9 protein-coding genes, 14 tRNA genes and 1 rRNA gene are annotated in these 11,477 nt (G+C 44.0%); 3 read left to right on the top strand and 21 right to left on the bottom strand.

Annotated elements, in window-relative coordinates; all coding sequences use genetic code 11:
• Positions 1 to 230 precede the first annotated feature (230 nt).
• Positions 231 to 884, bottom strand: a complete 654-nt coding sequence (locus VK097_RS13250; protein ID WP_324212272.1) for an SDR family oxidoreductase — start codon at positions 882 to 884, stop codon at positions 231 to 233.
• A 23-nt stretch (positions 885 to 907) separates the two neighbouring features.
• A complete protein-coding gene (locus VK097_RS13245; protein ID WP_324212271.1) occupies positions 908 to 1,564 on the bottom strand; it encodes a carboxymuconolactone decarboxylase family protein in 657 nt (218 codons plus the stop codon).
• A 290-nt stretch (positions 1,565 to 1,854) separates the two neighbouring features.
• Here VK097_RS13245 and VK097_RS13240 point away from each other — a divergent pair, with 290 nt between their 5' ends.
• Together VK097_RS13240 and VK097_RS13235 are read left to right on the top strand one after the other, a co-directional pair.
• Positions 1,855 to 2,265: a MarR family winged helix-turn-helix transcriptional regulator gene (locus VK097_RS13240; RefSeq protein WP_324212270.1), complete on the top strand. Its 411-nt coding sequence runs from the start codon at positions 1,855 to 1,857 to the stop codon at positions 2,263 to 2,265.
• A 12-nt stretch (positions 2,266 to 2,277) separates the two neighbouring features.
• Entirely contained in the window at positions 2,278 to 3,501 is a 1,224-nt protein-coding gene (locus VK097_RS13235; protein ID WP_324212269.1) for an MFS transporter, read from the top strand.
• Between the two features lie 559 nt (positions 3,502 to 4,060).
• On the opposite strand, the gene VK097_RS13230 is transcribed toward VK097_RS13235, so the two are convergent.
• From VK097_RS13230 to fabF, 4 genes are all read right to left on the bottom strand, one after another.
• Complete coding sequence (locus tag VK097_RS13230) at positions 4,061 to 4,405, bottom strand: LysM peptidoglycan-binding domain-containing protein (protein ID WP_324212268.1); 345 nt, start codon at positions 4,403 to 4,405, stop codon at positions 4,061 to 4,063.
• 225 nt (positions 4,406 to 4,630) lie between these two features.
• The gene (locus VK097_RS13225) at positions 4,631 to 5,101 is read right to left on the bottom strand and encodes an acyl-CoA thioesterase (protein WP_324212267.1); all 471 of its coding nucleotides are present in this window, start codon (positions 5,099 to 5,101) and stop codon (positions 4,631 to 4,633) included.
• 23 nt (positions 5,102 to 5,124) lie between these two features.
• A complete protein-coding gene (locus VK097_RS13220; RefSeq protein ID WP_324212266.1) occupies positions 5,125 to 6,864 on the bottom strand; it encodes a class I adenylate-forming enzyme family protein in 1,740 nt (579 codons plus the stop codon).
• A 116-nt stretch (positions 6,865 to 6,980) separates the two neighbouring features.
• On the bottom strand, positions 6,981 to 8,210 hold the full coding sequence (gene fabF / locus VK097_RS13215; protein ID WP_324212265.1) for a beta-ketoacyl-ACP synthase II: 1,230 nt from the start codon (positions 8,208 to 8,210) through the stop codon (positions 6,981 to 6,983).
• A 213-nt stretch (positions 8,211 to 8,423) separates the two neighbouring features.
• Here fabF and VK097_RS13210 point away from each other — a divergent pair, with 213 nt between their 5' ends.
• Positions 8,424 to 9,410, top strand: coding sequence for a diaminopimelate dehydrogenase (locus VK097_RS13210; protein WP_324212264.1), 987 nt, complete (start codon positions 8,424 to 8,426; stop codon positions 9,408 to 9,410).
• Positions 9,411 to 10,048: 638 nt separating this feature from the next.
• Here VK097_RS13210 and VK097_RS13205 read toward each other — a convergent pair.
• From VK097_RS13205 to rrf, 15 genes are all read right to left on the bottom strand, one after another.
• Positions 10,049 to 10,130 (bottom strand) — tRNA-Leu (locus VK097_RS13205).
• Positions 10,131 to 10,143: 13 nt separating this feature from the next.
• Positions 10,144 to 10,217: transfer RNA gene (locus VK097_RS13200), tRNA-Cys, on the bottom strand.
• Between the two features lie 15 nt (positions 10,218 to 10,232).
• Positions 10,233 to 10,304: transfer RNA gene (locus VK097_RS13195), tRNA-Gly, on the bottom strand.
• A 6-nt stretch (positions 10,305 to 10,310) separates the two neighbouring features.
• Positions 10,311 to 10,385, bottom strand: a tRNA-Gln gene (locus VK097_RS13190).
• A 19-nt stretch (positions 10,386 to 10,404) separates the two neighbouring features.
• A tRNA-His gene (locus VK097_RS13185) sits at positions 10,405 to 10,480 on the bottom strand.
• A gap of 13 nt (positions 10,481 to 10,493) precedes the next feature.
• Positions 10,494 to 10,567 (bottom strand) — tRNA-Trp (locus VK097_RS13180).
• 9 nt (positions 10,568 to 10,576) lie between these two features.
• Positions 10,577 to 10,661, bottom strand: a tRNA-Tyr gene (locus VK097_RS13175).
• A gap of 19 nt (positions 10,662 to 10,680) precedes the next feature.
• A tRNA-Phe gene (locus VK097_RS13170) sits at positions 10,681 to 10,756 on the bottom strand.
• A gap of 29 nt (positions 10,757 to 10,785) precedes the next feature.
• A tRNA-Asp gene (locus tag VK097_RS13165) sits at positions 10,786 to 10,862 on the bottom strand.
• A 7-nt stretch (positions 10,863 to 10,869) separates the two neighbouring features.
• Positions 10,870 to 10,946: transfer RNA gene (locus VK097_RS13160), tRNA-Met, on the bottom strand.
• 3 nt (positions 10,947 to 10,949) lie between these two features.
• A tRNA-Val gene (locus tag VK097_RS13155) sits at positions 10,950 to 11,025 on the bottom strand.
• Between the two features lie 45 nt (positions 11,026 to 11,070).
• Positions 11,071 to 11,145, bottom strand: a tRNA-Glu gene (locus VK097_RS13150).
• A gap of 18 nt (positions 11,146 to 11,163) precedes the next feature.
• A tRNA-Ser gene (locus VK097_RS13145) sits at positions 11,164 to 11,254 on the bottom strand.
• A gap of 1 nt (position 11,255) precedes the next feature.
• Positions 11,256 to 11,330, bottom strand: a tRNA-Asn gene (locus VK097_RS13140).
• Positions 11,331 to 11,338: 8 nt separating this feature from the next.
• A 5S ribosomal RNA gene (gene rrf / locus VK097_RS13135) occupies positions 11,339 to 11,454 on the bottom strand.
• Positions 11,455 to 11,477 lie beyond the last annotated feature (23 nt).

The raw sequence follows: 11,477 nt of genomic DNA, 5'->3' as shown, positions 1-11,477 counted from the left end.
GCCACGTCCGGCTCCAGCACCCAGCGACTAGCGTGACTTCCTTCACCTCCGTCCGATAAGTCAACAGCGATTCACTTACGTTCATCGTGTTTCTTTTATCTCCTGCGACCAGTGGGGCAGATCGGCTAAAACCGCCGCGATGCACGGCAACGCCGACCCACCTGCGACGCGCAGGCGCAGTCCGTACGTCGCTAAACGGGCGCCCCGAGCCTTTGTTCTACCTTTTTATATTAAAGTGACTCTACTGCTTTCTTAATAGACTTAGTTCCACTGACAACCTGAAATTCCTTGCCGATCGTTGCGTCATTTTCCAGGCTTTCAAGGATGACACTTGCGATATCCTTCCTTGGAACCTCATCTCTTTCAACTTTGGATGCTAAGTTAACTTGTCCGGTTCCTTCATCATTCGTTAACAATCCGGGATGGATAATCGTATAATCCAAATCGGAGCCTTTCAGCCATTCATCGGCATAATGTTTTGCAGCTACATATGGAGCAAATGATGAATTAGCTTCTAAAATGGCTTCGCGTGTTGTATCAAACGAACTGATCAAGACAAATCGCTTAACATTGGCAGATTTCGCTGCCTCGACCGTTTTGACAGCACCGTCCAAGTCGACCATAATGGTTTTGTCTTTACCTGTATGCCCGCCGGATCCTGCAGTGAATACGACTGCATCAACATTTTTAGCAGCTTTTGCAATTGCGTCAGCACCTTCCTCCAGATCAACGACGACAGTTTCTGCTCCAAGGTTTTCAAAAAAGGAGGCTTGCTCCCTGTTGCGAATCATTGCCTTTGCTTCCAGGTTATCGCTTTTTTGAATCAATGTAACAAGATGCTTTCCTATTTGACCATTAGCTCCTGCAACGAGAATCTTTTTCAATGTTTTCCACCCTTTCTATGATCTTAGGACTCACCATAACTCGCAATCATATTCGCCATATGCGCATACGATCCGCCGGCAAGCAATGCGGAAGCAACCAATACCGCTTCGGACAATTCTTCTTTACTCACTCCCTGTTTATCCGCATTTTTCGTATGGACATCAATGCAGTACGGACAAAGCGTTGCATGACCGACAGCAACTGCGATTATTTCCTTGAACTTCTTGCTTAACTTTCCATCTTTCATAGCAGCTTCATTGAATCCGGAATAGCCCTGGAATGCATCTTTAGCATTTTTGCCCAGCTGATTAAGATTCTTAAGGTTTGAACGTTCATACAGCGTATCATCTGCGTCATCTGCCAGCGCATTATGCATATTAGTGCTGTGCGTGACAGCTCCGCCTGCTTCCACTGCGGATGTCACCATGACAGCCTCAACCAATTCTTCGAGGGAAGCGCCTTCCTTTTTGGCATTTTTTGTATGCGTATCAATGCAATACGGGCATTGAGTGACATGTGCAATGGTGACGGCAATGATTTCCTTGTCCTTCCTGGTTAAAGCACCGTCTTTAAAAACACCATTATTAAATTCCCCAAAAGCTCTTGTCTGATCCGGTGCAAGTTCCTTCAGTTGTTTTAAATGGTCCGCATGATGCTTTTCATAAAAACTATCAGCCAACGTGATTCCTCCTTAACAAATATTTAATCCTACTATTTATTTTCACGCACTCAACAGGATTAAACAAGTATCCTGTTTTTTCCGACAGATTTAAAAATTCCCTCCGTTATTAACAGCGGGGTCAGACCAATAGTCCGCGAAATGTAAAAAGATCAAGTTTCAAATCAATCCATTTAATTCAATAAATCCTTAACTGGACATTCACTTAAAAAAATTGATAAACTATTATAGTTACTCACACTAACTATTACCTACACTAACTATTAAAGGGGGTTATTCCAATCAAGCCTGTGCATAAATTCTTTCATCAACTTATTTTATTGTACCGGCCTTTTGAAAACCGTCTGAACGAACAGTTAAACAACCACAATCTGCACCGGGCGCAATGGACCATTTTGTACTACTTATACAATTATGGCGCTGCAACAAACGTCGGAATATCCCATTACCAAGGCGTCGAGAAGCCTACCATAACCAGAAACGTTAACCGTCTGGAGGAATTGGGTTATTTGGAACAGGTCAAAGGTAAAGACAATCGTGAAAAACGGATACAGCTTACAAAATTTGGTATAACCATATATGAAGATGTCCGTGTCACTATTGACCAATTTGAGCAAGAGATTTTGGGTGGAATAACGGAAGAGGAACAACTGAAAATGATTCGTATGATGAAAGAAATCAGAAATAATATTATGAAGTAAGGAGAAAGATTCGTGAATCAGTCAAGCGTCAAACTATGGACGAAAGACTTTATCATTGTATCGTCTGCAAATTTTTTCTTATACTTAGTCTTTTATTTATTATTGGTAACGATGGCTGTCTATGCGGTTGAGCAATTTAATGTTTCCGAGAGCCAGGGCGGTCTTGTAACTGGTATTTTTATTATCGGAACGTTAATCGGCCGGCTGTTTATCGGTCGTATGATAACCACCATTGGCAACAAACGCATGCTTTATTCCGGGTTGGGTTTTTTCGTTTTGATTTCATCTTTGTATTTTATCAAGATCGGAATTGCCTTTCTGCTTATTACCCGTCTATTGCACGGAATTACACTGGGCATGGCGAGCACGGCAACCGGAACGATTGTTGCCGAAGTTGTTCCTGAAAAGCGAAAAGGCGAAGGGATCAGCTATTACAGCATGAGCATTACACTGGCAACAGCGATCGGTCCCTTTATCGGGCTATTTATGAGTCAGCATACCGGTTACCCGATGATTTTCAGCTTTTGCCTTGCACTGGGAATCATCAGTTTCATCATTGCACTCTTTTTAAATGTACCAGTAATGAAAAAACCAGCGAAAGAAGCTGATAAAGCTAAAATGAAGCTTTCAGACTTTATTGAACTAAATGCACTGCCAATTGCACTCATTATTCTTATCGTATCCCTTGGCTACTCCAGTGTCCTTTCTTTTATTAATTTTTATGCGATTGAAATTGACCTGGTCGAAATGGCAAGTCTATTTTTTGTTGTCTATGCAGTGGCAATACTCGTATCACGTCCTTTCACAGGACGCTTGATGGACATGAAAGGTGCAAATCCGGTCATGTATCCTGCTTTTATTCTATTTGCTGCAGGGCTATTGCTGTTGAGCACAGCGGAAAATAGTATCACCCTATTACTGGCCGGTGTTCTGATTGGTCTGGGATTTGGTAATATGCAATCAGTCACACAAGCCATTGCGGTTAAGGTGACGCCGCCTTATCGTATAGGTCTGGCCACATCAACATACTATATTGCCCTCGATGCCGGTCTTGGATTTGGACCGTATTTGCTTGGTTTCATCATCCCATTAACCGGATACAGTAACTTGTATATCATAATGGGGCTGCTCGTTCTCGCAACGACCGTCCTGTACTACTTCATGCATGGAAATAAAGAAGATACAGCTTGGACAAGTATCCATTCGGGAGCAACAGGAAAATCTGAAGTAAAATAAAAACTTTAAATAAAGAAAATGGGTATAAAGAACAGTGTAAATAAGGAAATCAATGGATAAAATGCAAGTTGCGTGATGGAATTTCCATTTAGGGACAACATGTCAAGTGGATCCTGAGCCGGAGCATAAGCCGAATATCTGGTGCGAAGGGCATTGGGCTTAACCGGACAGCCAAATATTTACGTAACCTTTGACCGAAATCTCAATAATCAATATCTCATTCACGTCTATGAAGTCATCGGTAATCATACCGCTACCAGAGGATGGTATTTGGTGGACCCACAAACTGGTGGGATTACAACTTATGTATAAAATCTCGACATAAACGTCCTTCCCTTTACATGATTTATGGAATTTAGTTCACGCTAAAGGTGAGGAGGGCATTAAATTGAGTACTGATAAAGGTAAAAAGAAGAAAAACAAGAATAAAGAGGAATTAAATGCCATGAAAGGCGGTAAAGAAAGACATCGCCGAAATCGCTCGTAAATGCTGACTTAAAAATCAAGGAATCCGCCGTTGGATTTCCTTGATTTTCAGTGTGCATCCGCAACTCCACTTTTAATCGGCACAAGCTGTCGGGATACAAATTCGCTGTCCGACCCTCAGATAGTTAGGGTCAACACTCGGATTTGCTTCAAGAATACTGGCAATTGTTATCCCATTTGTCTGTGAAATTCGATAAAGGGTATCGCCAGGCTGGATGATTATCGGTCTGTGATTAGGGGGACATGCCGGAACACAGATGATTTGACCTACTCTTAAATTAAACGGATCCAATCCGGGGTTGGCAGCCATAATCCTGGAAACACTTTTCTCCAGTCTAAGTGCAATATAATTCAAAGTATCACCAGGTTGAATCGCATACAGATACTGATCAGCCTGACATTGCCTGGAGTTATTCATTATAGACACTTCTCCTTTTCCGTACGTGTCTACAATGTATGATTAAAATAGGCTTTTGTTGAACCGGAATGGATAACTTTAGAGACAGCATGAATGAAAAATCCCCATATACGGACGTTTTTTCCAAAACAGTATCAAACCAAAGATCCCGGGATGTTATTTTGAACGAGGAACCCGCTGCTTAAAATCTCTATGAGGTATTAAGCAGCGGGGACTGTGCCATTTCTATACCGTATTTTGAATCACAGCATAAACTTCAGGAGCGGCCTTATCCATACGTGCTGGTTTCCATTCCTGATTGACCCACATATGCATCGTGGTTCCTTTTGCAAGCAGTTCCCCAAAAGGCTCTTCTGCTTCCGCTTCATTCCCTTTCCCATGCAAGAATTCTTCTTCACTGATTTTCCTCGCCTCATATGCAAATTCCAGTTTTACCGGCGAATAACTGGATGCTCGCGTGAAAATAGCGATACAATCATCATAGCGAGCTGATTTTTTATAGGTAACATTGACATCAAGCACTGGCAGCAGAAAGCCTAAACTTTCCACTTTGCTGTATGTAAGTCCGTAATGGCGCATACATTCCGTACGGGCATTTTCAAACCATGTTATATAATTACCGTGATGCACGACCCCCATTCGGTCGGTATCTTTATATGGAACTCGAAAATTTGTCTGATGCCACATATGAGTCATGTTAGTCCCCCTCTATCTCTAAGTTAATCATTTTTTCCGGAAAGTTTTTTTTCAGCTTTTTCCTGCAGACGGAATTTCTGAACTTTGCCTGTACTCGTCATTGGCCACTCGGAAGCTTCAACAAACCAGACATGACGAGGGATTTTAAAACGGGCGATCCGGGATGAACACCAGTCAATGATCTCTTTTCGCGTGCATGTTTCATTGTCCTTCAATTCAATGAAGGCTGCGCCTGTTTCAGTCGTCAGCCTGTCAGGCACGCCGATGATGTTGACTTGATTGACTGCCGGATGCTGAGAAATGACAACTTCTACCTCGCGCGGCGAAACCAGTTCTCCGGACACTTTATACATTTCTTTACTTCTGCCAAGGAGTTGAATATAACCATTCTCATCAATCTTTCCCACATCACCTGTAAGCAGCCAGCCATCTTTATCAATGACTTCTGCCGTTTCTTCCGGTTTATTGTAATAGCCATGGGAAACTGTGGCCCCCCTTACAGCTAATTCACCCGTGGAACCGTTCGGCAGGGTTTCGCCTGTATCAACGTCAACCGTCTTATATTCAACGGCACTGCCATTAAATTCCGGCAAGCCGCTGACACCGCCAAGTTTAGGCCGGCCAACCCTGGAAGAGATACGTTCCAGCGAATCGCCAATTTCAGTCGTAACGCCTGATGAAGCCACCTCTGTCTGCCCATAGCCTGTAATTGTCTCAGTCAGACCTAAGACATCTATCGCTTGTTCCCATACCGGTACAGGAGCCGGTGCCGCCCCACACCACATGGCAAATAAACTGGATAAATCAAACTCGGAAACACGCGAATGGTTCAATAATGCAACAAGGGTAGATGGAACACAGAGATAATCGTTCGCTTTATATTTCTCCATTAATTGCAGTGATAGAAGCGGCGACGCCCCAAGTGCTGATATAAATGAACCTCCTACAAATGACATGGCAAAAATCGCTTCAATGATCGCAAAGCAATGATAGAATGGGAGCGGTGCAAACGTGACACGACCGTCCTCAATGGCTCTGCTCATACACGTGCCATACCCGCAGCGGAGAAGCATATCATCGGTAAGCATCACGCCTTTTGGGCTGCCTGTTGAACCGGATGTGTACATAATAATAGCCACATCATCCGGATACCGGGATTCATGCCACCTCTTGTCCATTGCTTCTTCGGGAACAGCATCTGCCCCTTCCAGAAATGTCTCCCATGTCATAAAACGGTCATCAACCGGCTCTTCTCCTCCATTTGGAAGGCAGATAACCTGCTCTAATTGACTGATTTTCTGAAAACCTTCATTATCCAATAATTCAGCAACCGCTTTTCCGTGCTGTTTGTCTTTTACTGATTGATGTAAAATCAGATATTTTGAATCCGACTGGGATATGATATATTCGAGTTCATTCTTAGCTAGCATCGCATTAATCGGAATAAAAACGGCTCCAACCATGGATGAAGCTATCATTAATGATGGGTAAACAGCATCATTATCCATTAAAACTGCGATGTGATCTCTGCGTTTTACTCCGAGTTTTATAAAAGCTTTTGCATATTGAACCGCTCTGCCCCAGATTTCGCCATATGTATATTCTTTATCATTGATATAAAGAAATGGCCTGTCATTATATTGATCACACGCTTTTGAAAAATGGCCGGCAACCGTATCACGGGGCCAGACTGGAAAACGCGCCTCCAATGCTTCGCGTCTTTCCGGGACACTTTGACTTAGAGTGGTTTGATTTGCAGACATGGCTTCCCCTCCCCTTCGATATGAAAAGGCTGCTATTATTTATCCGCAGCCCGGTCTGCTGTGAATTTCTAAAAGATGTTTACTGCACACAATAAAAAGCCTGATTTCAGAATACATTAAACTTTTTTAAAGGCAAGCACAGCATTATGCCCGCCGAATCCAAAACCATTGGATAAAGCGATGTTGATATTGCCTTCTGCAGATTGATTAGCCACATAATCCAAATCACATTCCGGATCGTCATTTTTCAAATTGATTGTTGGCGGGAAAATATTTTCACTCATACTATTTAGTGTGACAATCGCTTCGGCGCCTCCTGCTGCGCCAAACATATGACCCGTCATGGATTTTGTCGAACTGACTTTGAGACGGTGAGCTTGTTCACCGAATACGTCTTTAATCGCTGTTGTCTCGGAAATATCGCCCGCTGGTGTGCTCGTCCCATGGGCATTAATGTAATCCACGTCTTCCGGCTTGATCTGCGCACGGTCTATCGCCAGTTTCATTGCTTTTGCGGCACCCTGATAATCCGGTTCAGTTATATGATAGGCATCCGTTGTGCTGCCATAGCCTATGATTTCGCCAAATATAGGGGCACCTCGCTTTTTCGCATGTTCATACTCTTCCAGAAATAGCACGCCGGCGCCCTCTGACATAACAAACCCGTCCCGGCTCCTATCGAAGGGCCGCGATGCTGCCTCAGGTATGTCATTTTTGGTTGACATGGCGCGCATTTTTGAAAAACCCGCAAAATAGAGCGGCGTAATCGTTGCCTCTGCTCCACCCGCTAAAATAGCATCTGAATAGCCATGAGCAATATTTAAATAGGCCTCTCCAATCGCATGATTGCTTGTTGCACACGCAGAAACAGCAGCAAAACTTGGCCCGCGAAACCCAGTCTTGATTGCTGTTAAGCCGGCAGCCATATTATTAATCATCGTCGGTATCAGAAACGGTGATACCCGTCTCGTTCCTTTTTCAAGCATTGTTTCATGATTGCTTAACAGTGTTTGCAGACCGCCGGTTCCGGAGCCGATATAAACACCGGCACGATCCCTGTCCAGTTTTTCCAGATTGATTTTGGATTGTTCCAGTGCCTGAACGGCTGCAGCATACCCGTATTGTGTAAACAAATCATATCTTTTTGTTTCTTTTGCTTCAAGGTAGTTTTCACCGGAAAAATTATCAATATAACCGGCGATTTTTGTGTTAATGTCCGCATATTCCTCTGATTCCAGTCGCCTAATCCCCGAGTTGCCATTTTGAATATTACCCCAAAAGGTTTTCACATCGTTTCCCAGTGGCGATACAACACCTTTTCCTGTTACAACAACCCTGCGTTTCACATTAATTCTTCCTTTCAAATGATATCCATTTTATATGAACAAAGACCCTTTTCATATCCTGTATTTTAACATAATGCCAATTATTTTGTTTTATCATTTCACAAACGCAATGGTAATTGAAATATTTTCAATAGACGTCTGATTCATTTATAATAAAGGACATCCCGTGTCATTCTTTTAAGGGCATTTAGCTATAATAAAGGAGAAATGTATATGAGCAATAAGATTAAACTGGGGATCGTTGGTTTCGGCAACCTTGGAAAAGGTGCAGTAAAAGCGATTAAAGCAACTGATGATCTGGAGTTAGTAGCTGTTTTCACCAGAAGAGATCCGGAAACCCTAAAGCTTGATGACTCTGATGTAGAAGCTATACATATCGATAATGCAAGTGATTATCAAGACAAAATCGATGTAATGGTACTCTGTGGCGGCTCGGCAACGGATTTACCTGAACAAACTCCTTACTTTGCAAGCATGTTCAACACTGTGGATAGTTACGATACGCACGCAAAAATACCGGAGTTTTATCAAATGGTCAATGAAGTTGCAACAAAACATAATACAACATCTATTATCTCAACAGGTTGGGATCCGGGATTTTTCTCCCTCAACCGCGTAATGGCTGAAGCAATTTTACCAAATGGTGAAAACTATTCGTTCTGGGGAAAAGGACTCAGTCAAGGACACTCTGATGCCGTCAGAAGAGTGGCAGGAGTAAAAAACGGTGTCCAATACACGATTCCATCTGAAGAAGCGATTGAAAAAGTACGCAATGGTGCCAATCCGGAATTAACCAAATCGGATAAACATCGCCGTGTTTGCTATATTGTTCCTGAAGAAAATGCTGATAAAGCAGCAATTGAAAATGAAATAAAGAACATGCCAAACTATTTCGCTGATTATGATACAGAAGTGAATTTTATTTCTGGAGAAGACTTGGCGCGCGACCACTCCAAAGCGCCACACGGCGGATTTGTCATCAGAGGCGGAAAAACCGGTGAAGATAACAACCAGCTTTATGAATTCTCACTTACATTAGACAGCAACCCCGAGTTCACTTCAAGCGTTTTAGTCGCATATGCAAGAGCGGCCCACCGAATGAGTGAGGAAAAACAAATTGGTGCTAAAACGGTTTATGATGTTGCACCAGGGTATATTTCACCGCGATCAGCGGAGGAATTAAGACGAGATTATTTATAAGGAATGATTGCAGCAGCAAAGGGCTGACCCAAACGACCATTAATTAAGATGGTCTTTGGAGTCAGCCCTTTTTCATTGCTGAAGGACGTTATTTTTACTTATTCATCCTCTCAATAAGCATTTAATTACAGTTATAGAGCATGTTCAAAAAGGAGGATAAAGTGAAACTTCATTCAGTGGAGCGCTTTTCCCCAAACGAAGAATTTCGATGTGTCTTTTTCACCGGACTTTTTGAACAATCTATTATAGAACAAAAACTTCTCAATTTAGGCCGAAGAATATTTTCAGTATGAAGATTTTCGGCAGCAGCCAAAAATCAACATGATAGAAGGGTGCACCGACTTTGTACTGCATCGCGCGAAATCCGGTGAGTGTCGCGCGATTTCTTGTGGATTACGCGCGAAATCATGTCATCGTCGCGCGAAATTGGCGGGTCCTCGCGCGATATCTTAAGGCTGTCGCGCGATTTTTCCTACTTCGCGCGAATTGCTTAACCTCTTCAAACCCGCCGCAAAATCTCCAAAGTTACCCACAACCGCGGAAATTTATAGTTTTCTAAACAACGAAAAAGACAGGACTTTCATCATCCTGTCTCACTTATTTCAATCATAATTTTTTGTTTTCTTGCATTGTTTCGATACCTGAGGTGGGAATCGAACCCACACGCCCGTAGGCACAGCATTTTGAGTGCTGCGTGTCTGCCAATTCCACCACTCAGGCATAATCGTTATCATGGAGGCGGTAACCGGATTCGAACCGGTGATAAAGGTTTTGCAGACCTCTGCCTTACCACTTGGCTATACCGCCAATAAAAGGTAAAAGAGCGGAAGACGGGATTCGAACCCGCGACCCCCACCTTGGCAAGGTGGTGTTCTACCACTGAACTACTTCCGCATGTAATGGCTGGGCTAGCTGGATTCGAACCAGCGAATCACGGGATCAAAACCCGATGCCTTACCGCTTGGCTATAGCCCAATAACATTTAATAATGATATGGGGCGACCGGTGGGGATCGAACCCACGAATGCCGGAGCCACAATCCGGTGCGTTAACCACTTCGCCACGACCGCCATAATAAAATTATGGCAGGGGTAGTAGGAATCGAACCCACATCAAAGGTTTTGGAGACCTTCGTTTTGCCATTAAACTATACCCCTATTTATACATGGTGGAGGGGGAGAGATTCGAACTCCCGAACCCTGAGGGAGCGGATTTACAGTCCGCCGCGTTTAGCCACTTCGCTACCCCTCCACATAAAGCTGATTCAAAATGGTGGCTCGGGACGGAATCGAACCGCCGACACACGGATTTTCAGTCCGTTGCTCTACCGACTGAGCTACCGAGCCGACATATGTATGATTTGATTTTGTTAAAATGGCGGTCCGGACGGGACTCGAACCCGCGACCTCCTGCGTGACAGGCAGGCATTCTAACCAGCTGAACTACCGGACCATAATTTTGGTTGCGGGGGCAAGATTCGAACTTGCGACCTTCGGGTTATGAGCCCGACGAGCTACCAGACTGCTCCACCCCGCGATATGGTGGAGGATGCGGGGCTCGAACCTGCGACCCCCTGCTTGTAAGGCAGGTGCTCTCCCAGCTGAGCTAATCCTCCAAATGTATAAAAACGTTTGATTCTTACCTAAATAGAACATGAATATGGTGACCCGTACGGGATTCGAACCCGTGTTACCGCCGTGAAAGGGCGGTGTCTTAACCTCTTGACCAACGGGCCAATTATTTATTTCATAAGTGGCGGAGAGCGAGGGATTCGAACCCTCGAGACCGTGAAACGGCCTACACGATTTCCAATCGTGCTCCTTCAACCACTCGGACAGCTCTCCATGGCTCCACAGGTAGGGTTCGAACCTACGACCGATCGGTTAACAGCCGATTGCTCTACCGCTGAGCTACTGTGGAATGGGAATGCCTGGCGGCGTCCTACTCTTGCAGGGGTTCAACCCCAACTACCATCGGCGCTGGAGAGCTTAACTTCTGTGTTCGGCATGGAAACAGGTGTGTCCTCTCCGCTATTGCTGCCAGACCTGTGCGTGTGGTTCTGTCTGT

Source organism: Lentibacillus sp. (genome assembly GCF_035301675.1).
Lineage (GTDB): Bacteria > Bacillota > Bacilli > Bacillales > Amphibacillaceae > Lentibacillus.
The sequence above is the reverse complement of the archived record's forward strand: the minus strand, read 5'-3'. Positions and strand labels throughout refer to the sequence as shown.